The sequence below is a fragment of the Psychromonas arctica genome, assembly GCF_036697365.1.
GTDB lineage: Bacteria > Pseudomonadota > Gammaproteobacteria > Enterobacterales > Psychromonadaceae > Psychromonas > Psychromonas arctica_A.
Map to the genome: position 1 here is coordinate 43,797 of NZ_JBAHZA010000016.1, position 23,088 is coordinate 66,884.

At 39.9% G+C, this 23,088-nt stretch carries 37 protein-coding genes; 27 read left to right on the forward strand and 10 right to left on the reverse strand.

Annotated elements, in window-relative coordinates; translation table 11 throughout:
- Window positions 1-131: 131 nt before the first annotated feature.
- The gene (locus V5290_RS14950; RefSeq protein WP_333387501.1) at window positions 132-857 is read right to left on the reverse strand and encodes a LytTR family DNA-binding domain-containing protein; all 726 of its coding nucleotides are present in this window, start codon (window positions 855-857) and stop codon (window positions 132-134) included.
- Window positions 851-2,515 carry a LytS/YhcK type 5TM receptor domain-containing protein gene (locus tag V5290_RS14955; protein WP_333387504.1) on the reverse strand — a complete coding sequence of 555 codons (1,665 nt, stop codon included), beginning with the start codon at window positions 2,513-2,515 and terminating at the stop codon, window positions 851-853. The genes V5290_RS14950 and V5290_RS14955 overlap by 7 nt, the downstream gene beginning before the upstream one ends.
- Window positions 2,516-2,729: 214 nt before the next feature.
- Here V5290_RS14955 and V5290_RS14960 point away from each other — a divergent pair, with 214 nt between their 5' ends.
- Together V5290_RS14960 and V5290_RS14965 are read left to right on the forward strand one after the other, a co-directional pair.
- Window positions 2,730-3,053 carry a hypothetical protein gene (locus V5290_RS14960; protein WP_333387506.1) on the forward strand — a complete coding sequence of 108 codons (324 nt, stop codon included), beginning with the start codon at window positions 2,730-2,732 and terminating at the stop codon, window positions 3,051-3,053.
- 22 nt (window positions 3,054-3,075) lie between these two features.
- Window positions 3,076-3,387, forward strand: coding sequence for a cupin (locus tag V5290_RS14965; protein ID WP_333387509.1), 312 nt, complete (start codon window positions 3,076-3,078; stop codon window positions 3,385-3,387).
- A gap of 9 nt (window positions 3,388-3,396) precedes the next feature.
- Here the strand turns inward: V5290_RS14965 and V5290_RS14970 are convergent, their stop codons facing one another.
- Window positions 3,397-3,627 carry a hypothetical protein gene (locus V5290_RS14970; protein WP_333387512.1) on the reverse strand — a complete coding sequence of 77 codons (231 nt, stop codon included), beginning with the start codon at window positions 3,625-3,627 and terminating at the stop codon, window positions 3,397-3,399.
- A 67-nt stretch (window positions 3,628-3,694) separates the two neighbouring features.
- Between V5290_RS14970 and V5290_RS14975 the strand changes: the two genes are divergently transcribed.
- Window positions 3,695-4,582, forward strand: coding sequence for a DMT family transporter (locus V5290_RS14975; protein WP_333387515.1), 888 nt, complete (start codon window positions 3,695-3,697; stop codon window positions 4,580-4,582).
- A gap of 34 nt (window positions 4,583-4,616) precedes the next feature.
- Here the strand turns inward: V5290_RS14975 and V5290_RS14980 are convergent, their stop codons facing one another.
- The 4 genes from V5290_RS14980 to V5290_RS14995 form a co-directional block, all read right to left on the reverse strand.
- Complete coding sequence (locus tag V5290_RS14980) at window positions 4,617-5,408, reverse strand: fumarylacetoacetate hydrolase family protein (RefSeq protein ID WP_333387518.1); 792 nt, start codon at window positions 5,406-5,408, stop codon at window positions 4,617-4,619.
- Window positions 5,409-5,598: 190 nt separating this feature from the next.
- The gene (locus V5290_RS14985) at window positions 5,599-6,015 is read right to left on the reverse strand and encodes a biopolymer transporter ExbD (protein ID WP_333387522.1); all 417 of its coding nucleotides are present in this window, start codon (window positions 6,013-6,015) and stop codon (window positions 5,599-5,601) included.
- Window positions 6,012-6,695: a MotA/TolQ/ExbB proton channel family protein gene (locus V5290_RS14990; protein WP_333387525.1), complete on the reverse strand. Its 684-nt coding sequence runs from the start codon at window positions 6,693-6,695 to the stop codon at window positions 6,012-6,014. Before V5290_RS14990 ends, V5290_RS14985 begins: the two co-directional genes overlap by 4 nt.
- Before the next feature lie 2 nt (window positions 6,696-6,697).
- Window positions 6,698-7,465, reverse strand: a complete 768-nt coding sequence (locus tag V5290_RS14995) for an energy transducer TonB (protein WP_333387528.1) — start codon at window positions 7,463-7,465, stop codon at window positions 6,698-6,700.
- Between the two features lie 227 nt (window positions 7,466-7,692).
- Here V5290_RS14995 and V5290_RS15000 point away from each other — a divergent pair, with 227 nt between their 5' ends.
- Window positions 7,693-8,889: an SAM-dependent methyltransferase gene (locus V5290_RS15000; protein WP_333387531.1), complete on the forward strand. Its 1,197-nt coding sequence runs from the start codon at window positions 7,693-7,695 to the stop codon at window positions 8,887-8,889.
- A 73-nt stretch (window positions 8,890-8,962) separates the two neighbouring features.
- Here V5290_RS15000 and V5290_RS15005 read toward each other — a convergent pair whose 3' ends face one another.
- Genes V5290_RS15005 through V5290_RS15015 form a run of 3 tightly spaced genes read right to left on the reverse strand, consistent with a single transcriptional unit; the run spans window position 8,963 to window position 11,988 of the window.
- Window positions 8,963-9,283, reverse strand: a complete 321-nt coding sequence (locus V5290_RS15005; protein ID WP_333387534.1) for an MGMT family protein — start codon at window positions 9,281-9,283, stop codon at window positions 8,963-8,965.
- Complete coding sequence (locus tag V5290_RS15010; RefSeq protein ID WP_333387536.1) at window positions 9,270-9,962, reverse strand: pseudouridine synthase; 693 nt, start codon at window positions 9,960-9,962, stop codon at window positions 9,270-9,272. The genes V5290_RS15005 and V5290_RS15010 overlap by 14 nt, the downstream gene beginning before the upstream one ends.
- On the reverse strand, window positions 9,952-11,988 hold the full coding sequence (locus V5290_RS15015) for a tRNA(Met) cytidine acetyltransferase TmcA (protein WP_333387539.1): 2,037 nt from the start codon (window positions 11,986-11,988) through the stop codon (window positions 9,952-9,954). Before V5290_RS15015 ends, V5290_RS15010 begins: the two co-directional genes overlap by 11 nt.
- A gap of 358 nt (window positions 11,989-12,346) precedes the next feature.
- On the opposite strand from V5290_RS15015, the gene rpsJ reads away from it, so the two are divergent.
- From rpsJ to rpmJ, 23 genes are all read left to right on the forward strand, one after another.
- On the forward strand, window positions 12,347-12,658 hold the full coding sequence (gene rpsJ / locus V5290_RS15020; RefSeq protein ID WP_025563085.1) for a 30S ribosomal protein S10: 312 nt from the start codon (window positions 12,347-12,349) through the stop codon (window positions 12,656-12,658).
- A gap of 15 nt (window positions 12,659-12,673) precedes the next feature.
- A complete protein-coding gene (gene rplC, locus V5290_RS15025) occupies window positions 12,674-13,312 on the forward strand; it encodes a 50S ribosomal protein L3 (protein WP_113819674.1) in 639 nt (212 codons plus the stop codon).
- Window positions 13,313-13,326: 14 nt separating this feature from the next.
- A complete protein-coding gene (gene rplD / locus V5290_RS15030) occupies window positions 13,327-13,932 on the forward strand; it encodes a 50S ribosomal protein L4 (protein WP_028869307.1) in 606 nt (201 codons plus the stop codon).
- On the forward strand, window positions 13,929-14,228 hold the full coding sequence (gene rplW / locus V5290_RS15035) for a 50S ribosomal protein L23 (RefSeq protein ID WP_113819675.1): 300 nt from the start codon (window positions 13,929-13,931) through the stop codon (window positions 14,226-14,228). Before rplD ends, rplW begins: the two co-directional genes overlap by 4 nt.
- Window positions 14,229-14,239: 11 nt before the next feature.
- Window positions 14,240-15,067, forward strand: coding sequence for a 50S ribosomal protein L2 (gene rplB, locus V5290_RS15040; protein ID WP_333387549.1), 828 nt, complete (start codon window positions 14,240-14,242; stop codon window positions 15,065-15,067).
- Between the two features lie 14 nt (window positions 15,068-15,081).
- A complete protein-coding gene (gene rpsS, locus V5290_RS15045) occupies window positions 15,082-15,357 on the forward strand; it encodes a 30S ribosomal protein S19 (RefSeq protein ID WP_113819677.1) in 276 nt (91 codons plus the stop codon).
- Window positions 15,358-15,365: 8 nt separating this feature from the next.
- The gene (gene rplV, locus V5290_RS15050) at window positions 15,366-15,701 is read left to right on the forward strand and encodes a 50S ribosomal protein L22 (protein WP_025563079.1); all 336 of its coding nucleotides are present in this window, start codon (window positions 15,366-15,368) and stop codon (window positions 15,699-15,701) included.
- Between the two features lie 3 nt (window positions 15,702-15,704).
- Window positions 15,705-16,394: a 30S ribosomal protein S3 gene (rpsC, locus tag V5290_RS15055; RefSeq protein WP_113819679.1), complete on the forward strand. Its 690-nt coding sequence runs from the start codon at window positions 15,705-15,707 to the stop codon at window positions 16,392-16,394.
- A gap of 12 nt (window positions 16,395-16,406) precedes the next feature.
- Window positions 16,407-16,817 carry a 50S ribosomal protein L16 gene (gene rplP / locus V5290_RS15060; RefSeq protein ID WP_025563077.1) on the forward strand — a complete coding sequence of 137 codons (411 nt, stop codon included), beginning with the start codon at window positions 16,407-16,409 and terminating at the stop codon, window positions 16,815-16,817.
- The gene (gene rpmC, locus V5290_RS15065) at window positions 16,817-17,008 is read left to right on the forward strand and encodes a 50S ribosomal protein L29 (RefSeq protein WP_028869303.1); all 192 of its coding nucleotides are present in this window, start codon (window positions 16,817-16,819) and stop codon (window positions 17,006-17,008) included. Before rplP ends, rpmC begins: the two co-directional genes overlap by 1 nt.
- A complete protein-coding gene (rpsQ, locus tag V5290_RS15070; RefSeq protein WP_113819680.1) occupies window positions 17,008-17,259 on the forward strand; it encodes a 30S ribosomal protein S17 in 252 nt (83 codons plus the stop codon). The genes rpmC and rpsQ overlap by 1 nt, the downstream gene beginning before the upstream one ends.
- 172 nt (window positions 17,260-17,431) lie before the next feature.
- Window positions 17,432-17,800, forward strand: coding sequence for a 50S ribosomal protein L14 (gene rplN, locus V5290_RS15075; RefSeq protein WP_025563074.1), 369 nt, complete (start codon window positions 17,432-17,434; stop codon window positions 17,798-17,800).
- Between the two features lie 10 nt (window positions 17,801-17,810).
- Window positions 17,811-18,125: a 50S ribosomal protein L24 gene (rplX, locus tag V5290_RS15080; RefSeq protein WP_333387561.1), complete on the forward strand. Its 315-nt coding sequence runs from the start codon at window positions 17,811-17,813 to the stop codon at window positions 18,123-18,125.
- 12 nt (window positions 18,126-18,137) lie between these two features.
- Window positions 18,138-18,677: a 50S ribosomal protein L5 gene (gene rplE / locus V5290_RS15085; RefSeq protein ID WP_113819682.1), complete on the forward strand. Its 540-nt coding sequence runs from the start codon at window positions 18,138-18,140 to the stop codon at window positions 18,675-18,677.
- An 11-nt stretch (window positions 18,678-18,688) separates the two neighbouring features.
- Window positions 18,689-18,994 carry a 30S ribosomal protein S14 gene (gene rpsN / locus V5290_RS15090; RefSeq protein ID WP_028869300.1) on the forward strand — a complete coding sequence of 102 codons (306 nt, stop codon included), beginning with the start codon at window positions 18,689-18,691 and terminating at the stop codon, window positions 18,992-18,994.
- Between the two features lie 26 nt (window positions 18,995-19,020).
- Window positions 19,021-19,413, forward strand: coding sequence for a 30S ribosomal protein S8 (rpsH, locus tag V5290_RS15095; RefSeq protein WP_333387567.1), 393 nt, complete (start codon window positions 19,021-19,023; stop codon window positions 19,411-19,413).
- Between the two features lie 10 nt (window positions 19,414-19,423).
- On the forward strand, window positions 19,424-19,957 hold the full coding sequence (gene rplF / locus V5290_RS15100; protein WP_333387570.1) for a 50S ribosomal protein L6: 534 nt from the start codon (window positions 19,424-19,426) through the stop codon (window positions 19,955-19,957).
- A gap of 9 nt (window positions 19,958-19,966) precedes the next feature.
- On the forward strand, window positions 19,967-20,317 hold the full coding sequence (rplR, locus tag V5290_RS15105; protein ID WP_113819685.1) for a 50S ribosomal protein L18: 351 nt from the start codon (window positions 19,967-19,969) through the stop codon (window positions 20,315-20,317).
- An 11-nt stretch (window positions 20,318-20,328) separates the two neighbouring features.
- Complete coding sequence (gene rpsE, locus V5290_RS15110) at window positions 20,329-20,829, forward strand: 30S ribosomal protein S5 (RefSeq protein ID WP_025563067.1); 501 nt, start codon at window positions 20,329-20,331, stop codon at window positions 20,827-20,829.
- Between the two features lie 6 nt (window positions 20,830-20,835).
- Complete coding sequence (gene rpmD / locus V5290_RS15115; protein ID WP_113819686.1) at window positions 20,836-21,018, forward strand: 50S ribosomal protein L30; 183 nt, start codon at window positions 20,836-20,838, stop codon at window positions 21,016-21,018.
- Between the two features lie 2 nt (window positions 21,019-21,020).
- Window positions 21,021-21,455, forward strand: coding sequence for a 50S ribosomal protein L15 (rplO, locus tag V5290_RS15120; protein WP_113819687.1), 435 nt, complete (start codon window positions 21,021-21,023; stop codon window positions 21,453-21,455).
- 6 nt (window positions 21,456-21,461) lie between these two features.
- The gene (gene secY, locus V5290_RS15125; protein WP_113819688.1) at window positions 21,462-22,790 is read left to right on the forward strand and encodes a preprotein translocase subunit SecY; all 1,329 of its coding nucleotides are present in this window, start codon (window positions 21,462-21,464) and stop codon (window positions 22,788-22,790) included.
- 34 nt (window positions 22,791-22,824) lie between these two features.
- Window positions 22,825-22,938, forward strand: a complete 114-nt coding sequence (rpmJ, locus tag V5290_RS15130) for a 50S ribosomal protein L36 (RefSeq protein ID WP_011770886.1) — start codon at window positions 22,825-22,827, stop codon at window positions 22,936-22,938.
- Window positions 22,939-23,088 lie beyond the last annotated feature (150 nt).

A 23,088-nucleotide genomic window follows, 5' to 3' on the forward strand; every position in this document is an offset into this window, starting at 1 on the left:
TTGGGTTGAATGCGATCTAATCGCTTCATATAAGTTCAAAATACAACTAATAAAAAACATTACAATATGTGCGGGGAAGTAAAAAATCAGATGCAATTCATGGGGCATGAATTGCATTATTTAGGCATGAATTACAACTGCATCATTTTTCGAAATTCTTTTATGTGGCCTCTACTGACGGATATCTTGTTAGAAAGCGCATGAAGTTTTAGTAGGTAAGTGCTATTAACCCATGGAATGATTTCTTCAATGCTTTTTAGGTTAACGCAGTATGAACGATGACAACGGAAAAACTGTTGTGACGGCAGTTTATTGACTAATTCAGTAATATTGTAAGGTGCTATATAAACACCTTCAGCCGTATAGACTTCAGTGACTTTTTCATTGGCTTCAGCATAAATAATGTCATCGATCGGCATTACGCGTATGCGGTTCTCATGATACAGGTTAATTGTGGTTACTTGAGGTTGAGTTTGTTCTATTGGCTCAAGCGCTTCTGCATGAGTTTCTAGTTTCATTAATAAGCGTTGAACACGTTTTTCATCAATAGGTTTTAATAGGTAGTCAAAGGCTTCTAGATCGAATGCTTCTAATGCATGTTCCTTATAAGCGGTTGTAAATACGATATGCGGTCGTTTTGCAAATTGGTGGATGTTGCGAGCTAATAACATGCCATTAATAGAAGGGATATTAATATCAAGAAAGACGATATCTACGGTATTGCTTTGTAAATAAGTAAAGGCCGCTAAACCATCATCAAAAGACTCTACTATTTCAATACTGCTATAGGTTTTAATAAGATAACTGAGCTCTTCACGAGCCAGGTACTCATCTTCTACTATGATTGCTTTTAACATGCTTTCTCCTGTGTACCGATTGCATAAAATGAGACAGCTGTTCCTATTTTTTGGCGTTGTATACTTATTCCTGTCCCATACAGTAATTCAACTCGCTGATGTACGTTAGCCATACCAATATGCTGGCTACCTAGTGAGCCTTGGTAGATCCGCTCTATTACGTCAGGTGCAATACCTACACCCGTATCTTCGACAGTTATCTTTATTTTTTCGTCTTGTTGCTTAACTGATATTGTTACTGTGCCTGGCGATCTTGATGGCACAATCCCGTGTTGAATCGCATTTTCCACTAAAGGTTGAATGAGTAGAGAGGGGACTTTGATATGTACCGGGTCAATATCAAACTTAACCGTTAGTTTATTTCCAAAGCGCGCGGTTTCAATGGCGACATAGTCTTGTACTTGCTGAATTTCTTCTTGTATATCAATCAATTCATCTCCTTTTTCTAAGTTGAATCGGAGAAAGCTGGCTAGGTTAGCAATCAGCTGTCGAGCTTGATCGGGCTTAATACGGACTAAAGTTGAAATTGCGTTTAATGCATTAAACAAAAAATGCGGATTTATTTTATTCTGCAGCGCTGAAAACTCAGCTTTACTAGCCATCGTTTTAAGTTGTTCTATATTGGATACTTCAATTTGTGTCGAAATTAAATGCGATAAGCCGATAGCCATTTCCCGCAAGGCATGACGAATTTGGTGTGGTTCGCAATAGAATATCTTTAAGGTGCCCGTGACTTGGCCATTTTCCCATAATGGAATGATCAAGAGTGAATGAAATTGGTGCACATTCAGATTATTGTTAATAATCTGTTTGCCTAAATTAACAGCTTGTTTGGTCATATCACTTATTTGACGATATGAGTCACTGAAATTTTCTTCTCCTAAGCCCACATAAGCTTTTACATCTTTAGTATCGGTAATTGCAACTGCATCCGCACCTGTTTCTAATTTGATAATTTCACATACTTTGAAGAGCGAATTACGATCATTTTTACGAAAATGAGGTAGGGTTTTATTTGCAATATTAAGCGCTTGTTTAGCTTGTAAGGCTGCAATCTTATCTTTTTCATCATCAATACTTTGTACTAGGGTAATGATTAAACCAATACATAAAGTACCTGTGATCATGGGGAGTGATATCTGCTCCACAATTGAAATCGCTAAGCTTGAATTTTTATTTATTAATAGAATTAATATCATGGTTAAGGTTTCACATATGATGCCTGCAGCAATACCATATTTTGCATAATCTTTTTTATCACAACGCTGGTGGATAATCGTCGCTAATAGGCCTGCAAGTATGCTGGTGATCAGACAGGCAAGTGATGTTGGGCCGTCAATATCAATCCAATAACGATGTATTCCAGAAATAAGCCCCGCTGAAATGCCAACCCACGGACCAAATAAAATACCGCCACAGATAACTGCAATAATACGTACATTAACGACCGAACCATAAACATCAATACCGGTATAAGTGCTAAATACGGCGAAAGAAACGAAGAGAAATAACATAATAGCGGTTTCTTTTGCACTGCGTTGATGCTTAATAACAATTTTCTGAAATAAACTTGTTCTGGTAAGTAGAAAAAGGGCCATTAACATGAGAGCTGCGCGTTCAAAAACGGCTAATAACATAGTGAATTGTTCTAAATACAAAGCAACCTCATATGAAGAGAGTGGACGAGTGATAATAATAAACTGTATCTTGAAAGATAATGATGTGTAAAATCAATTTCATCCTGTTTTATTGATGAATATTTATGATTTTCATATATCGGACCTAGCTTACTTCTAAGGAGCTTTATTAACTTATATATGAAGTGTACTCTAGTCTGAAGTGCGACTTTAATCGCTATAATAAGGTTATTTTATGATAAAAGGTTGGATACAAATTATTATTGGCGTGATGCTTTGGGCTGCCGCAATCTCAGTAGGAATTACTTGGATTGGTTTCTGTTTTGGTACGATCATTATTGGCCTTTTGCTGTTATTTTTTGCACCGCGAATATTGATTTTCCCAACCTTATTTATTGGTACGTTTGCTAACGGCTTTTTATTGGTTGGTTTAGCTACGATTAAACGTACAAATCGTGATAAAGATATTATCGATGTTGAAGCTGAGTGGGTGAAAACCGATGAAGATGATAAACATGTGATACCAGGTAAGTTAGAAGATAAACGAGATCAGGATTAACGACTCTTAAAAAGGTTGATAAATGGATATTATCAGAAGTAAACAGTTCACCGCAGATCGCGCTTGGGGCGCAAAAGATATTGCTAATATGAATGGTATTACTACACGCCTTCACTGGACTGATCAAGCTTATAAGTGGCATATTAATGACGGACAGGAGGTTTTTGCTGTGCTTGATGGGGTTGTTGAGATGCATTATAAACAACAAGGTATCGAGCAGTCGGTGTTATTAGAAAGTGGTGATATATTTTATGCAAGTATCGGCACTGAGCATGTTGCTTGCCCTATTGGTGAAGCAAGAATTTTAGTGGTAGAAAGTGAAGGCAGTGTTTAACTATTTTGGCTAATGTTCATTTATTAATAAGCTAACGCATTCTTCACGAGTAACCCCATTTAAAAAGCATTGTTTAATTTTCTGCTCTTGCGGAGTGGTTAAAACGTAGGGCTTTTGCTTTGAGCTATCACTAAGATCTCGAATAATTCGACGACGATAAATTGCTAAACGATTACGGTGAAATAAAAAGCTAGAGAGTCCAAAAACAACGACACTACAAATAATGTAAAAAATTAGCATTAGTTTCCCCTTTGTTTTTTATATTACTCATACTCTCTTAGATTTCAATATAATTCAAGGATCAAACATGTCATTGGCAAGTGTTTTACGGTTAGTTCTGTTAGCTTCAATTTGGGGCGGTTCATTTATATTTATGCGTTTAACAGCAAATAGTTTAGGTGCTGCATATTTAATTGAAGGTAGGGTATTAGCGGCTGCATTATGTTTGCTATTGATCAGCTGTTATCTGCGTAGAACACTCGCTTTTATGTCTAATATTAAACACTTCTTTATTATTGGGGCGTTTAATACGGCCTTTCCTTTTTTAATGTTCGCTTATGCGGCACAAACATTAAACGCGTCGACATTAGCAATTCTTAATTCTACTGCGCCTTTATTCGGGGCTGTGATTGCAAGCATTTGGCAGAAAGAAAGGATTAAATTAAAAGCGGGTATGGGGTTATTATTAGGAGTATCAGGCGTTACAGTATTGGTTGGGCATCAGGCGCTAACATTGGGAGGGCAAGGGGTATGGGCTATTTTAGCCTGTTTGGCTGCAGCAATGATGTATGGGTTTTCGGCTAATTATACTAAGGTTGCACCAGTTGTTGCACCTTTTGAAAATGCGCATGGCAGCATGTGGGCTGCGGTCATTGTAGTATTGCCTCTTTTACCTTTAATCCCAATACGTGAACCAATTACTCTACCGATTAGTTTATCTGTATTAACTCTAGGTGTGGTGTGTACAGGTTTAGCTTATTTATTATATTTTAGATTAGTTAAAGACGATGGGCCTGCTTCTGCTTTATCAGTTACCTTTTTAGTGCCTTTGTTTGGTATTTTGTGGGGGTCGTTATTTCTAGGTGAGCAGATTGGTCTCAATACATTATTAGGTGCGTTATTAGTCGTTGCTGGGACGGTGTTAGTAACTGGGTTTTCTTTTAAGAAAGCAGTTAAAACGCCAATTAAAGCATAACGTTATTGATAACGTTATGCTCAAAGCGACTCTGTTACACAGGCTTAAAGGTGACTTTATATTCTCCTAAGCCTTTGTAATTAATGTCCATTGTGTTGATTGGTACTTCAATGGCACCAGCGTAAGAGCCAGTAATAATTGCTTGACCTTTCTTAAAGCTAACGCCACGTTCGCGCATAAAATTGATTAACCAGTAAACTGGTTTGTGTGCAGAAAGGTTAGGGTGCTTACCTTCATATTCAGTGGTTGTAGTTTCACCATTTTCGTCAGTTGTTTCAAAAGTGATATCAATAGTACCTGCTTGGTACGCTTGCTCTTTGGTGATTTCTGGACCAACAAAAATGCCTTGGTTGAATAAACAATCGGCTAAATTATCAAAGAAAACACGGTTATCATCAGGCAGGTAGCGACGTTGCATCAACTCTAAAGCCATATGACACGATGCTATCGCATCATCAATTTCACTTTCTGAGTAAGCGATATCTCGAGCTGGTAAGTCTTGACCCAATACAAATGCAATTTCTGGTTCGATCAGCGTTTTACCTGGTTCAGTTGATTCAACGAGGCAAGTTCCACCTTGTTGTACGGTACCTTCTAATACTGGGGCAACGACCATCTGTTCTGGATTAAGAGGTACTAAACACTTCCACCCACCAATTTCTTTCCCGCTTTCTTTGACAGTAGCGAATTGAACCGCTAATGCATCATCTAAGTTGGTTGGACGAATCGCCTCTGCAAGTAGATCGCCTTTTATGTTGGTTTTACGTCTTGCTAATAATTCTTGTGCAGCTGCAATACAAGCTTCTTTGCTTAATGTTTTAGTCATATTCAGTCTCTTTAATCAGGTTATTGAAAGTGAGTTGTTGGACACATGATAACGACAATGTAATGAAAAGGTTAGTATTTGTATGACTTTTTAAAAAGTTTGTTAGGAAGCGCAGATTTATCTGAATAAGAGATAAGGTAGATAGGATAAGAAAGCCTATTAATTAAGTTAATTAATAGGCTTTGGTTTGTTACTTTTCTTCTTCAATTAAGAGTTGTGTTGCTTGGATATTATGTTGTTGTAAAAAGCCTAGCAATTTAACCATGTATTGAACATCGGATGTTTTATCTGCGGCGATGATCCACTCGGTGTCAGGTTTTTCCTGTACCATTTTTATTAGCTGCTCTTGAAAAGCAGTCCAATCCGGTAAAGTTTCCCCATCGATTGCCCATCGAGGCTCAGCAGCTAAGATGTTAATAGTAACCGCTTTGTTATCTACAACCTGCATCGCACTTGTATCTGTGGTTGGTAAGTCAACTTCTAGCGATTGTAATTTGATATTCGCAGAGAGCATTAAAAACACCATTACGATGAAAATAATATCTAATAATGGTGTTAAATCTACCTGTACAGATTCAGATTCATTTTTTGGTTGGCTGCGTATCACGATTGTACTTCCTGAGCAGTCGCTTTAACTTTTGGTGCACGCTTTTGATCCGGAAAGTCCACACCCTGTAACCATAAATTACAAAAATTAAGTGTAAACTCTAAGCGATAAGTTACTTTATCTGCCCATAAACCTAATAGTTGTGCACCACAAATTGCAGGTAGTGCAACTAGTAAACCAGCAGCAGTGGTACGCATTGCAATACCTAAACCATCAGCTAGATCGTTAGGAGTTACTGAACCTGTTGTGAGGGCAATTGCTTTAAACATTTCGATTAAACCCAGTACTGTACCAAGTAAACCTAGAAGAGGGCTAATCATTCCGATTAGCGCCAACATTTTTAAACCACTACGCAACTCTTGACGTTTATCTTGTACCCAGATGCTTGCAGTGTCTTCACGTAACTGCTGACTAAAGTGTTGGTGAGCAAACAACATCGACATACCGCGTTTTGCTAGGTTTTTTTCTGTTTTTAGGCGAATGCTTAACGATTGCAGTTTTTCTGTTTGTTTAGGATCATGGTGCTCTAATATTTTAATAATCTCTTTTTTACTTAGAGAGCCTGAGCTAATTAACTTTAACAGTCGTTCACTAATGATCATTAAAGTAAGTACTGAGCAAATGATAAGAGGCCAAGTCATTAAGCCTAGTTGTTCTTGTAATAGAGTAAATAAGGTCATGATTAATCCAGTTGGAAGCTAATAGGAATATAAATACGGTGCGCAATACGCTTACCGTTAACAATATGAGGAGAAAACTCCCAATTTTTGATGGCTTTTAAAGCGGCAACATCAAGTACCTTTGCACCCGATGAGTCCTTTAATAACAATTTAGTCTGTTTACCCTTTTCATCTAACCAAACTTCGTAGGTAACAGTACCTTCTATCCCTCTACGTTTTGCCATGCGTGGGTATTTAGGTGGTCTAGGTGTACTTAAAAAGCGACTTTTTTGCACTAATTGCGGTTTGCTTTGTAACTCATTACTTTTTTGAGCTGATTTTTCTTTGGTGATCTCAATTTTATCTTTGATTACTGGAGCCGGAGGAGCAGGTGTTGATTTAACGACTTCCTTTGGTGGCTCTACGATTTTTTTCGGCTCTTTTTTAGGTGTTGCTTTCTTTTTAACTACTTTTTGTACTGGCTTAGGAGTTTCTTTCTTGATCTCTTTAGGCTTAGTTCTTTGTTTAACGATGCGTTTTTTCTCAGTCGGTTTAACTGGCTTCGCTGCTACAGGTTTAGGTGTTGGTTGAACGACTTCTTTTGCTTCAACAACAGGTGTTGGCGGCTCAACTTTCTTAGGTTCAACTTTGGCTGGTTTAGTAAAGCTAATACTGACACTTTGTGTTTGTTGAGAAAGTGGGATTGCCATTGCTGGTTGATCGAGTAAAGGTGCGAAAATAAGGAAATGGATCGCTACTGATAACAGTGCTGCACAGAGATAACGATACATAAAAAAACACTCCAAGAATAAATTATTAGCGTAACGATACGTATTATCAACTAAAATAATTTTGATATCAATTATCATTCACAAAAAGTTCAGTTGTAGTTAAGTGATCGGATGTTGATTTACTTCTGAAGTATTGTTTTTACATTGCAGTAAACATTGCTAGTTACTGGATAAAGTTAACTGTTAAACTACAGCAATTATGCCTTTTAGATTGTTTGGAAATTACTATGTCATCTGTTTTACTTAATACCCTTGAAGATTTTTACCATTTACTATCACAAAGCCTCAATGATAATCAGATGGTGAAGTTGCTATTAAGTAAATATAGAGGGGCAGACAAAAGCTTAAACCGTATTAATATTCGACCAATTACATTGCAGAATGAATCAGTATTAAGTTTTGTGTATGAGCATCAAACTAATCACATTACTAAAAACCACTCGTACTCGGCTGCTTTGACTGAGATTAAGCAATTAATCGGCGAAGACTTTAAAAGCGCTTATCTGACATTATCAAATCTAGAAGTACAAATTGAGTTTAGTAAAAAAGGTAAGCTTAAAATATCGCAGCATAAAGCAAAACAAGGTCAAGCTGTAGCTGCAACACATAATAGACAAAAGAATCGCTTTGTAGATATTCAGCGTCCTTTTTTAACTGCACTTAAAGTAACTGATAAACAGAGCAAGCTAATTCCTGCTATGTCGAATAAGTGGAAGCAGATTAATAAATTTATTGAAATATTCAGTCAAGCGTTAGAGGTGTCGCCTCATGATAAAAGTACACCTTTGAATGTGGTTGATTTTGGTTCTGGTAAAGGTTACTTAACTTTTGCAATTCACGATTACCTTCGCCATACCCTAAACAATGATGCACAAGTCACTGGTGTCGAGTTACGACAAGCATTAGCTGACTTATGTAATGAAGCAGCACAGAATTTAGATCATCAAGGTTTAGATTTTGTATGTGGTGATGTTAAAACCCATGCACCTAAACAGACTGATGTGATGATTGCTCTTCATGCCTGTGACGTGGCTACGGACTATGCGATTCACTATGGCATTAGAGCTAATGCCAGCATTATTATGTGTTCTCCTTGTTGTCATAAACAGATTCGTCCACAGATACATAGCCCGGAATTATTTCAACCAATGTTGCAATATGGCGTTCATTTAGGTCAACAAGCGGAAATGGTAACGGATTCATTGCGTGCTTTATTATTAGAAGCGAATGGATATACCACTAAGGTTTTTGAATTTATTAGTTTAGAGCATACCAATAAGAATAAGATGATTTTGGCGGTGAAGAAATCGCAACATAATGAGAAAGAACAACAGAAATTATTAAAGCAGATTTCAGATATTAAAAATTATTACGGTATCACTGACCATTGTTTAGAAACTTTGCTGGAAGAAAGTGCTGTTTAGCAATATTCACCTTTGTAGGGCTGCGAAGGGCGGCCATTAAATCCGCCTTGTCTGATTGGTACTTTAAATGCTGTTAGAAAGTATGTCGTTGTTTATTTAGGTTAACGATTTTTGCATGGTCTTTATCTTCATTTATTAAGATACCTTCCTCTTTAAGCAGCGCTATTTTCTTTGCTGTGCCCAGTGCAAATTTTCCTATTGCTCCATTACTATTAACAACTCGATGGCAAGGTACAACAATCGGTGTTGGATTGCTCGCCATTGCATTACCAACTGCTTGATAAGCTTTGCCACCAAGCTGGTGTGCAATGTCCGCGTAGGTCACCACTTTACCACGCGGTATTTGCATTAATAAAGAGTAACACTTTTCATTAAATGACTTATTTGAATCCATTGATCTCTTGCTCCGTTAAAAAGCGTGATTCTCCAAGTGCCAAGTCTGCATCTAGTTGTACATTACCAATCTGCTCTCGATGCAATTTTGTCACTAGATTACCTACTGCTGCGAACATACGTTTTACTTGATGGTATTTACCTTCACTAATCGTTAATAAAACTTCTGTTTCAGTGATTAATTCAAGTTTAGCTGGTAAGCAAGGTTGCGGCTCGCTTTTTAGCTGTATACCTTCAGCAAATTGCTTAACTGTACTTTGATCAACAGACTCTTGTAAGTGAACACGGTAACGCTTTTCACATTTTTTACGTGGGCTAGTCACTTGGTGTGACCATTGGCCATCATCAGTGATTAAGACTAACCCTGTAGTATCCGCATCCAATCTGCCGGCAATAAATACGTTTTGCTTTTTCTCAATTTCAATTAAGTTTAGTAAGCTAGGCATCTGCTCATCAACATTTGAGCTAATATAGCCTGGTGGTTTGTTCAACATTAGGTAACGAAAGCCACGAACCTTGAGCACTTGTCCTTTCATTTCGATGATATCATCGGCTGTCACTTTGTAAGCGCCGCTGCGTAGTGTACCTGCTTGATTATTGATCATGCCTTTACGGATAACATTTTTAGCTTCGCTACGTGTTAGTTCTGTTGATTCACAGATAAATTTATCAAGTCTCATTAGTATGTGTTGTCTCTTGGTTGTGAGTAAGTAAATCGCAGATACACTCTTTTATAAATGCTTGTGCTTGTTTTTGTCCAGTGAACCCATATTCTTCAACTATTGTTTTCCAACTATGGTTTTGAATGATTTTTGCAATTGCAACATTTTGTTGTTGTTGGGTTAATTTTGTTAATGAACAATGATAGAGCAGTTCAATAAGTAGGTATTCTACATTTTCATAGCTTCGATTGGCATATATATAAGCAGATAATGCATCGAACAGGGTATGTGCCGGATTATCTATAATAAGTTGCGGCCACAATATTTGGATGAGTGTTGGCTCTAGCACCTGTAACTGCCTACTGAATTGGACTTTTAGTTGTTGCATAAAGGCGGTTTGGATCGCTTGGTGCAATGTCTTACCTAATTCACTAAGCGGTAAATTGACCATGAAAGAGTGTTGTCCACTGCTTTTATCGCGTTTACTACCAATGCGTAATACTTGTAGGTTTTGTTGTAACCAAAATGGTAAAAGTCTTTCGTTAGCTGCAAAACTGGCACAAAGGTGATCAAATTGTTGCTGTTTTGCCCAATCAACCACCCAGTCGATTAATTGACTTCCTAGGGTTTGACCTTGTAGATGGGGTTGTACAGCAATGCGTTGTATTCTTGCATAACGATGCGTTGCAGCTTCTGGGAAACCGCTATGGAATGTGAGCGATTGTGCAACAAGGTTACCTTTAGGGCGACGTTGACCTTGGTATATCAGTTCACTGATACTTTCAGTAAATCCACCTTCGTGATTGACCAGGGCAACAGCTAATACTTGTTGTTCTTGCTGCATAAGAATTATTGATAGATCTTGATCATTTAATAGCGCAGTTAAATCAGAGGGTTTAGTTTGATAATGTGCGCTCACCAATAATGAGAATATCTGTTTAATCAATGTTGGAGACTGTAATAACTGTGTTTGACTGATTAAGCTGATTTCAGGTTTATCGTTTGCAGGCTGTACTATGTTATTTTGTTGCTCTGCTAAACATAAGGTTGATAATGTAAAGGCTTCGACAGGATCATTATTTGCCCATCTGATTGCCTGTTGCAAATGCTGCTTACGATACTCTGGCGCGATGCTTTTAAGCTGTTGTTGGAAGCGCAAAGCAAAACCTCGTCCAGAGCCTTCATAGCCAAATTGCGTACTAGAGAAAACGACTCTTGAGTAACACTGTGCAAATGAGAGTAATAACTTAAGTGGTATTGCTGCTGCTTCATCAATAATCAGTAAATCGCATTTGGGTTGTTCTTTGTGTAACGTATCGGGAGCAACGAATTGTAACCGGCTAATATCAGTGGCTAGTAGAAGTGTTGCATTTGCATGTTTATATAAGGTAACGACAGCTTGTTTACTAGGTGCACTCACAATAATCTGTTTAATACCTTGATTGATAAGTGTCGCTGCTGCGATACCAAGTGCAGCTGATTTACCACGTCCTCTATTCGCAGTTAGCACTAAAGGTCTGCGCCTATGCCCGGTTTGAGTCTTGATGATACTGTCAATTGCTTGTTGTTGCTCATTTAAAAGTAATTGATTTCGGCTAACAGTACTAGTTAGTGCAGAGGTGCTCATTGAAAAGGCATTATCATCATTTTCTTTTATGCAAGGGAATGAATGGACTTTGAGTGCCGCTTTTATATAGATTAAGAAGTTATCTTGGTTTACTGAATTATCCGGTATAAGTAGAATAATGACGCCACCACCTCGAACTGATCCTTCTGCCGCTGAGAACATATTTGCATCAAAACCTGTGTGCATATTAAGGACTAGTAAATTGATATCCTGGCCTAATAACTGAGCATAGGGAGTTGCAGTGATAGAAGAGGGGGCTTCACCGCACCAACTATATTGATTTGGTTGCTGCTGAAGGATTTGCATTATTTGGGCGAAACACCAAGCTTGGCTGCCTTGTAAGCTAAATAATTGTCTATGATATGTGTGTTCAGCTAATTGCTTAAGGTGTTGAAATAAATGTAGGTGAACTGACACAAGAGATCCTAATCGATTAAAAAATGATAGTTAATTGTAAAATGTAACATAAAAAACAGGCTCTCAGTCTAGTTACAAGGGGATCTATTACAGAAAAGTAACAAGCGGATCCTTTTGCATGTTTTTTACACAAAACAACAAGAAGTACTTGCCATAGTGTGTAGATAGTGTAATATACGCCCACTTGCCAATAAGGCAGGTGGGTTTTTTTAAGCCCATAGCCAGATTATAATATTGGTTATCGAAAAATGTCTCCCGATTGGGGAGCTACTAGTTTGAATATACACTTGAGATCTATCTAGGATAGGTTGTCAGGTGTATATTTGTATGTTGTATTTTTAACTAGGAGTTTTGGTCCATGCAGAACCAAAGAATCCGTATCCGCCTTAAAGCTTTTGATCACAAGTTGATCGATCAATCAACGGCGGAGATCGTTGAAACTGCAAAGCGCACAGGTGCTCAGGTACGTGGTCCTATTCCACTACCTACTCGTAAAGAGCGTTTCACAGTACTAACATCACCGCATGTAAACAAAGATGCACGTGATCAGTATGAGATTCGTACTCACAAGCGCTTGATTGATATCGTAGAACCAACTGAAAAGACTGTTGACGCACTAATGAAGCTAGATTTAGCTGCTGGCGTTGATGTTCAAATCAGCTTGGGTTAGAAAGGAGTTATCGTAATGACAATCGGTCTAGTAGGTCGTAAAGTTGGTATGACTCGCATCTTTACTGAAGATGGTGTTTCTATCCCAGTTACAGTTCTTGAATGTTCACCAAATCGTGTTACTCAAGTGAAAACACTTGATACTGATGGCTACCAAGCTATTCAAGTAACAGCTGGCTCTAAAAAAGCAAGCCGTGTAAACAAGCCAGAAGCTGGTCACTTTGCGAAAGCAGGTGTTGAAGCTGGCCGTGGTCTTTGGGAGTTTACTCTTGATGACAACGAAGGTGCAGATATCAAAGTCGGTGCTGAGCTAAGCGTTGAGCTATTCAACGAAATTAATAAAGTAGATGTTACTGGTCAATCTAAAGGTAAAGGCTTCCAAGGCGGCGTTAAGCGTTGGAACTTCTCTATGCAAGATGCGACTCACGGTAACTCTATAAGCCACCGTGCTCCAGGTTCAATTGGCCAATGTCAAACACCTGGACGCGTATTTAAAGGCAAGAAAATGGCTGGTCACATGGGTGCTGAGCGTGTTACGACTCAAAACCTTGAAGTTGTACGCGTAGACATTGAACGCAACTTACTGCTCGTTAAAGGTGCAGTAGCTGGTGCGAAAAATGGCAACGTATTCATCAAACCTGCTGTTAAAGCATAGCCGAGGAGTTAGTAATGGAATTGGTATTGAAAGATGCACAAAGTGCTCTTGAAGTTTCTGACACTACCTTTGGACGTGAATACAACGAAGCCCTTGTACATCAGGTAGTCGTTGCATATGCAGCTGGTGCTCGTCAAGGTACTCGCGCTCAGAAAACCCGTAGTGAAGTTCGCGGTGGTGGTAAGAAGCCATGGCGTCAAAAGGGTACTGGCCGCGCACGTGCAGGTACAATCCGCAGCCCAATTTGGGTTGGTGGTGGTGTAACTTTCGCAGCTCGTCCACAGGACCATAGCCAGAAAGTTAACAAAAAAATGTACCGTGGTGCAGTAAGAAGTATTCTTTCTGAGTTAGTTCGTCAGGATCGTCTAATCGTTGTCGAGAAATTTACTGTTGAGGCTCCTAAAACTAAAGAGCTTGCAGCTAAATTAAAAGACCTGGATCTTAAAGATGTGTTAATCATCACTGAAGAATTAGATGAAAATCTATTCTTAGCAGCGCGTAACTTATACAAAGTTGACGTTCGTGATGTTCAAGGCATTGACCCAGTTAGCCTTATCGCGTTTGATAAAGTTTTAGTAACTGCTGATGCAGTGAAAAAGATTGAGGAGAGCCTAGCATGATCAGTGAAGCACGTTTACTGCAAGTTATTCTAGCTCCGCATATCTCTGAGAAGGGAACTTTATCTGCTGAAAACCATAACACTATGGTATTCAAAGTTGCAGGTACTGCGACTAAAGCAGAAGTCAAAGCGGCAGTTCAGAAGTTATTTGATGTTGAAGTTACTGGTGTTCGCACACTAAACGTGAAGGGTAAAACCAAGCGTACAGGTCAACGTATGGGTCGCCGTAGCGACTGGAAAAAAGCATACGTTACTCTGGCTGAAGGTGCAGATATTAGTTTCGATGGCGCTGAGTAGAGGAATTATAGATGGCTATTGTAAAATGTAAGCCTACGTCTCCAGGTCGTCGCCACTTAGTTAAAGTGGTAAACAACGATCTGCATAAAGGCAAGCCATACGCACCACTTTTAGAGTCAAAATCTAAATCTGGTGGTCGTAATAATGGCGGTCGTATTACGGTTAGACATATTGGTGGTGGTCACAAGCATCATTACCGTATTGTTGACTTTAAACGTAATAAAGATGGTATCCCAGCAAAAGTTGAGCGTTTGGAATATGATCCAAACCGTAGTGCAAACATTGCACTAGTACTTTATGCTGATGGTGAACGTCGTTACATCCTTGCCCCTAAAGGCTTGGTTGCTGGTGATGTTATCCAATCTGGTGAAGATGCGGCGATTAAAGCGGGTAACTGCTTACCAATGCGTAACATCCCAGTAGGTACAACAGTACACGCTGTAGAAATGAAGCCTGCTAAAGGTGCACAAATTGCACGTTCAGCTGGTTCTTACAGCCAAATTATAGCTCGTGATGGTGCTTACGTTACTCTACGTTTACGTAGTGGTGAAATGCGTAAAATCCCTGCTGAGTGTCGTGCAACAATCGGTGAAGTTGGTAATGCAGAACATATGCTACGTCAACTAGGTAAAGCTGGTGCTACGCGTTGGCGTGGTGTTCGTCCTACCGTACGTGGTGTTGTAATGAACCCAGTAGATCACCCACATGGTGGTGGTGAAGGTAAAACAAGTGGTGGTCGTCATCCTGTTTCTCCTTGGGGTGTTCCAACTAAGGGTTACAAAACTCGTAAGAACAAGAAAACTGATCAGTATATTGTTCGTCGTCGTAATAAGAAATAAGCAGAGGTATCGCCATGCCACGTTCTCTCAAGAAGGGTCCTTTCATTGACCTACACTTGCTGAAGAAGGTAGAGAAAGCGGTTGATAGCAACGAGAAAAAGCCTATTAAGACTTGGTCTCGTCGCTCAATGATCATTCCAGATATGATTGGTCTAACTATCGCTGTCCATAACGGGCGTCAACACGTGCCAGTATTTGTAACTGATGAAATGATCGGTCACAAACTGGGTGAATTTGCACCAACGCGTACTTACCGTGGCCATGCTGCGGATAAGAAAGCGAAGAAATAGAGGTTATTATGGAAGCTTTAGCTAAACATTTATATGCTCGTTCTTCAGCACAGAAAGCGCGCCTGGTAGCAGATCAAGTACGTGGTCTTCCAGTAGAAAAAGCACTAGAACTTTTATCATACAGCCCTAAGAAAGCTGCTGTATTGATTAAAAAAGTTGTAGATTCTGCAATTGCAAACGCTGAGCATAATGAAGGCGCTGATGTTGATGAGCTAGTTATCACAAAAATTTGTGTAGACGAAGGTCCAACAATGAAGCGTATCATGCCGCGTGCGAAAGGCCGTGCCGATCGCATAATGAAGCGTTCTTGCCATATCACAGTAGTGGTATCAGACAGGGGTTAAACAATGGGACAGAAAGTTCATCCTAACGGTATTCGCCTAGGTATCACTAAAGCATTTAGCTCTACTTGGTATGCAGGCAAAAACGATTTTGCAGATAACTTATACAGTGATTTTCAAATCCGTAAATTCTTAACAGAGAAATTGAAAAATGCTTCTTTGTCTAAAATTACTATTGAACGTCCAGCGAAAAGCGTACGTGTGACTATTCACACAGCTCGTCCTGGTGTTGTAATCGGTAAGAAAGGCGAAGATGTTGAATTGCTACGCACAGCTATTGCTAAAATGGCCGGCGTTCCAGCTCAAATCAATATCTCAGAAGTTCGTAAACCTGAACTTGACGCAAAACTAGTAGCAGATTCAATCTCTTCTCAGTTAGAGCGTCGTGTTATGTTCCGTCGTGCTATGAAGCGTGCGGTACAAAATGCTATGCGTCTAGGCGCTAAAGGTATCAAAGTTCAAGTTAGTGGTCGTCTTGGTGGTGCAGAAATCGCTCGTGACGAATGGTATCGTGAAGGTCGTGTACCTCTACATACTCTTCGTGCCGATATTGATTACTCAACATCAGAAGCATTGACTGTTTACGGTATCATTGGCGTTAAGGTTTGGATCTTTAAAGGTGAAATTCTTGGTGGTTTACCACTTCAACAAGAAGAACAGCCAGCTAAACCAAAACGCAAAGGTCGCGGTAAGTAGGAGAAATACGCTATGATGCAACCAAAACGTATGAAGTTCCGTAAAATGATGAAAGGCCGCAACCGTGGTCTTTCTAAAGGTGCGGAAGTCAGCTTTGGCGAATTTGGACTAAAAGCAACTGGTCGTGGTCGAATTACTGCTCGTCAAATCGAAGCAGCACGTCGTGCAATGACTCGTCATGTTAAACGTCAAGGTAAAATCTGGATCCGTGTGTTTCCTGATAAGCCGATTACCAGCAAACCGTTAGAGGTTCGTCAAGGTAAAGGTAAAGGTAACGTGGAATATTGGGTTGCTCAAACTCAACCAGGTAAAGTTCTTTATGAAATGGAAGGTGTTCCAGAAGCATTAGCTCGTGAAGCATTTGCTCTTGCAGCAGCTAAATTGCCAGTGGCAACAACTTTCGTAACTCGTAAGGTGATGTAATGAAAGCTAACGAACTTAAAGAAAAAAGCGTTGAAGAGCTTAATGCTGAACTTCTAAACTTATTACGTGAGCAATTTAACTTACGTATGCAGTTAAACACAGGTCAGTTAGAAAAGCCGCACTCAATTAAACAAGTGCGTCGTGACATCGCCCGTGTTAAGACTGTATTAAATCAGAAGGCAGGTGCGTAATGAGCGATAAAAACACTCGTACTCTTCAAGGTAAAGTAATCAGTGCAAAGATGGAAAAATCTATCGTTGTAGCTATTGAACGTAAAGTGAAGCACCCGTTATACGGTAAATTCATGAAGCGTACTACTAAGCTTCAAGCACATGATGAAACAAACCAGTGTAATGAAGGCGACTACGTAGAAATTACTGAATGTCGTCCTCTATCTAAGAATAAATCTTGGACATTGGCTAAAATCGTAAGCAAAGCATAAGTAACTGTTTTCAGTTAGTTAAGTTTGTTTACATAAGCGAAACGGTACTCATTTAATGAGTGCCGTTTTTTTAGACTATCTTTCTAATAAAGTTGGTGGTATGATGCCGCTCCCTGAAAAAAGGGAACACGACTCATTAGAGAGTATCAATAGTAAATAGCGGAGCACTATAATGATCCAAATGCAAAGTGTGCTAGATGTCGCCGACAATAGTGGCGCTCGACGCGTAATGTGTATTAAGGTCCTTGGTGGCTCGCATCGCCGTTATGCAGCAATCGGTGACATCATCAAAGTTTCTGTGAAGGAAGCAATTCCTCGCGGTAAAATTAAAAAAGGTGATGTTCATTCAGCTGTGGTAGTGCGTACCAGAAAAGGTGTACGTCGTCCCGATGGTTCTGTTATTCGTTTTGATCGCAACGCTGCGGTTATCTTGAATGCAAACAACCAGCCAGTCGGTACACGTATCTTTGGCCCTGTAACCCGTGAACTTCGAAATGAAAATTTCATGAAGATTGTTTCACTGGCGCCAGAAGTACTGTAAGGAACCGAAAATGGCAGCAAAAATTAAACGTGACGATGAAGTAATTGTTATTGCCGGTAAAGATAAAGGTAAAACTGGGAAAGTTTCTCAAGTTTTAGCTAACGGTAAAATAATTATTGAAGGTGTAAATGTTCAGAAGAAACACCAAAAGCCAAACCCTCAAGCGGGTGTGACTGGTGGTATCATTGAACAGAATGCACCAATTGAAGTATCAAATGTTGCGATCTACAACTCGGCAACGAGTAAAGCAGATCGTGTTGGTTTTAGATTAGAAGACGGCAAAAAAGTTCGTTTCTTCAAGTCTAATAATGAACTTGTGAAGTAACTGGAGTTTACGATGGCGAAACTGCATGATTTCTATAAAGACAACGTGGTGTCTGATTTGCAAAAGCAATTCGACTATACGTCTGTCATGCAAGTCCCTCGAATAGAGAAAATCACCCTAAACATGGGTGTTGGTGAAGCACTGGCTGATAAAAAAGTCCTAGAGCACGCTGCGTCAGATATGGCAGCAATCTCAGGTCAAAAGCCAATGATCACTAAAGCACGCCGCTCTGTGGCAGGCTTCAAAATTCGTGAAGGCTACCCGATTGGTTGTAAAGTAACACTACGTGGAGAGCGTATGTGGGATTTCTTTGAGCGTTTGGTAACAATCGCTATCCCGCGTGTACGTGATTTCCGTGGCCTAAATGCTAAGTCATTTGATGGTCGTGGTAACTACTCTATGGGTGTACGTGAGCAAATCATTTTCCCTGAAATCGATTACGATAAAGTTGATAAAGTACGTGGTTTAGATATCACAATTACTACTTCAGCTAAGTCTGACGAAGAAGCACGCGCACTTTTGTCTGCGTTTAACTTCCCATTCCGTAAGTAAGGAGTTAGAAAATGGCTAAACAATCAATGAAAGCGCGTGAAGTAAAACGTGAGAAGTTAGTTGCTAAGTTCGCTGAAAAGCGTGCAGCATTAAAAGCAACTATTAACAATGTAAATACATCTGACGAAGATCGTTGGAATGCAGTGTTAGAGCTTCAATCGCTACCTCGTGATTCAAGTTCAGTACGTCAACGTAACCGTTGTAACGTTACTGGTCGTCCACATGGTTATCTTCGTAAATTTGGCATGAGCCGTATTAAGGTTCGTGAGCATATGATGCGCGGAGAAATCCCTGGCCTGAAAAAAGCCAGCTGGTAATCAAACTAATCACGGAGTAAATAGTTATGAGCATGCAAGATCCAATTTCGGATATGCTAACGCGTATTCGTAACGGTCAAGCAGCAAGCAAAGTATCTGTTAAGATGCCTTCTTCTAAGCAAAAAGTTGCAATTGCAGCTGTGCTTAAAGCAGAAGGTTATGTTGAAGATTTTGCTGTTGCTGGTGACACAAAGCCTGAATTAGAAGTTACATTAAAGTACTTCGAAGGCAAAAAAGTAATCGATACTATTAAACGAGTAAGCCGTCCAGGTCTTCGTATCTATAAAGGTGCAAACGATCTTCCTAAGGTTATGGCTGGTTTAGGTATTGCGATTGTTTCAACTTCTCAAGGTGTAATGACTGACCGAGCTGCGCGTAATGCAAGCATCGGCGGTGAAATCATCTGTTACGTATCTTAAGGAGTAATCTATGTCTCGTATAGCTAAGGCACCGATTACTGTTCCTGCTGGCGTAGAAGTTAAAGTAAACGGTCAAGAGATCACTGTTAAAGGTGGTAAAAGCGAACTAGTTCGTACTCTTAATGATGCTGTTGTTGTTAAATTAGAAGATGGCGTATTAACTTTCGCACCTGTTGAAGGTGTTAAAGACGCATGGGCACAAGCAGGTACTGCACGTGCTAACGTTAACAACATGGTTGTAGGTGTAACTGAAGGCTTTAAGAAGACTCTTCTTCTTCAAGGTGTTGGTTACCGTGCACAAGTTAAAGGTCAAGAAATTAACCTAACATTAGGTTTTTCACACCCTGTTGTTTACACTTTACCTAAAACGGTATCTGCTACGGCTCCTAGCCAAACAGAAATCGTATTAGAAAGTGCTGACAAACAAGTTGTAGGCCAAGTAGCTGCAGAGATTCGTGCATTCCGTCCACCAGAGCCTTATAAAGGTAAAGGTGTTCGTTACGCTGATGAAAATGTGCGTCGTAAAGAAGCGAAGAAAAAGTAAGGTAAGACTATGGATAAGAAAGCATCTCGTCTTCGTCGTGCTACCCGCACACGTAAGAAATTGCAAGATCTTGGTGCAACTCGTCTTGTGATCAACCGTACACCTCGCCATACTTACGCGCAGGTAATTACAGCAGACGCACAAGTCGTAGCAAGCGCTTCTACATTAGAAAAAGAAGTGATTGCCCAAGTTAACAACGGTGGTAATAAAGAAGCAGCTCAACTAATTGGTAAATTAGTTGCAGAACGCGCGGTAGAGAAAGGAATTACTAAAATTTCTTTTGACCGTAGCGGTTTCCAATACCATGGTCGTGTTGCAGCACTAGCTGACGCAGCTCGTGAAGCTGGTCTACAGTTCTAAGGGTAAAGATTATGTCAAAAGTAGAATCTCAAACCGGTGATCTGAACGAAAAGCTAATCGCAGTAAACCGTGTTTCAAAAGTAGTTAAAGGTGGTCGCATCTTTAGCTTTACAGCACTAACAGTTGTTGGTGATGGTAATGGTCGTGTTGGTTTCGGCTATGGTAAAGCACGTGAAGTTCCAGCAGCTATTCAAAAAGCTATGGAAAAAGCACGTCGCAATATCAGCGAAATCCAATTAAAAGGTAACACTCTGCAGCATCCTGTTAAGGGCCGTCATTCTGGTTCTAAGGTATACATGCAACCAGCATCTGAAGGTACTGGTATCATCGCAGGTGGTGCAATGCGTGCCGTGTTAGAAGTTGTTGGTGTACAGAACGTACTATCAAAAGCTTACGGCTCAACTAACCCAATTAACGTTGTCCGCGCTACGATGGATGCACTAGAGAGCATGAACTCTCCTGAGCAAATCGCAGCTAAGCGTGGCTTAAACGTTAGTGATATTCTGGGGTAATTCAGCATGGCTACTAAAACGATTAAAGTAACTCAAACCAAAAGTGCAATTGGCCGTTTACCAAAGCACCGTGCAACATTAACAGGCCTAGGTCTGCGTCGCATCGGTCATACTGTTGAGTTGGAAGATACTCCGGCAGTACGTGGTATGGTTAATAAAGTTTACTATATGGTTAAGGTTGAGGGGTAATAATGAAACTTAATACTCTATCTCCAGCAGCTGGTTCAAAACCTGCTGCTAAACGTGTAGGCCGTGGTATCGGTTCTGGACTAGGTAAGACAGGTGGCCGCGGTCACAAAGGTCAAAAATCTCGTTCAGGCGGTACAGTACGTCCTGGTTTTGAAGGTGGTCAAATGCCTTTGAAACAACGTTTACCAAAATTTGGTTTCACATCTCGTAAATCTCTTGTTACCGGTGAAGTTCGTCTGAACGAAATCGCACAAGTAGAAGGCGATATCGTGACACTAGAAACGTTGAAACAGGCAGGTCTACTTGTAAACACAGTTAAGTTTGCAAAAGTAGTTCTATCTGGTGAAATCTCTCGCTCAGTTACAGTACAAGGCCTTGGTGTTACTAAAGGTGCTCGTGCTGCAATCGAAGCGGCGGGCGGAAAAATCGAGGAATAATAGGCAATGGCTAAGAAACCAGGGTTAGATCCGAAAGCGGCACAAGGAAGCAATTTAAGCGAACTTAAAACTCGTTTACTATTTGTTTTAGGCGCTATTTTAGTGTTCCGTGCAGGCTCTTTTGTTCCAATTCCTGGTATTGACGCCGCTGTCCTAGCTGATTTATTCGAACAGCAAAAGGGTACCATCATTGAAATGTTTAACATGTTCTCTGGTGGTGCGCTTGAGCGTGCTTCTATCTTTGCATTGGGTATAATGCCGTATATTTCTGCGTCTATTATTATCCAATTGCTTACGGTAGTTCATCCTCCTTTAGCTGAGCTAAAGAAAGAGGGTGAGTCTGGTCGTCGTAAGATTAACCAGTATACACGCTACGGTACTTTGGTATTAGGTACGTTCCAAGCAATTGGTATTGCAACCGGTTTGCCAACCATGATGCCAGGACTTGTTGAAAATGCAGGTCTTAGCTTCTATGTAACGGCAGTTGTGAGTTTAGTGACAGGAACAATGTTCCTTATGTGGCTAGGCGAGCAAATTACTGAGCGCGGTATTGGTAATGGTATTTCTATCATTATCTTTGTAGGTATTATTGCTGGATTGCCATCGGCAATCGGGCAAACAGCTGAGCAAGCACGTCAAGGTGAAATTCATCTTCTAGTGTTATTAGCATTAATTGTTATCGTTTTTGCAACTACTGCGTTTGTAGTATTTGTTGAACGTGGTCAACGTCGAATCGTCGTTAACTACGCAAAACGTCAACAAGGCCGTAAGGTTTTTGCTGCGCAAAGCACTCACTTGCCATTGAAATTAAATATGGCTGGTGTAATCCCTGCAATTTTTGCCTCGAGTGTTATCTTATTTCCTGGTACTATTGCCCAGTGGTTTGGTCAGACTGAAGGTTTAAGTTGGTTATCGGATGTTTCTTTGGCGCTACAGCCAGGACAACCGTTGCATATGATGTTATATGCAGCTGCTATTATCTTCTTTTGCTTCTTTTATACTGCACTTACGTTTAATCCACGTGAGACTGCAGATAATTTGAAGAAAAGCGGTGCCTTTATCCCAGGAATCCGTCCAGGAGAACAAACATCACGTTACATTGATAAAGTAATGACGCGTCTAACATTAGCTGGTGCGTTGTATATTACTTTTATCTGTTTGATTCCCGAGTTTATGATGGTAGCGATGAATACGCAGTTCTACTTCGGTGGTACTTCGTTATTAATTATCGTTGTTGTTATCATGGACTTTATGGCACAGGTGCAGACTCATTTGATGTCTAATCAATATGATTCTGTCTTGAAAAAAGCTAACTTGAAAGACTACGGTAAATAACCAAGTCTGATAGTTATAATCACGGAGTGTTGCAATGAAAGTTCGTGCATCCGTTAAAAAAATCTGTCGTAACTGCAAAGTTATCAAACGCCACGGTGTGGTGCGAGTTATCTGCGTAGAGCCAAAGCATAAACAACGCCAAGGCTAATCCTAGATAGATTTAGGATATATCAGCAGCTTAGATGAATTTTTCATCTAAGCTGTGTTTTGTTTGCTAATTTATCATTTGTCGAGTATCCTACCGGGCTTTTCACAAATGAATCGTTAACTTTAAGGAGTGCATAGTGGCCCGTATCGC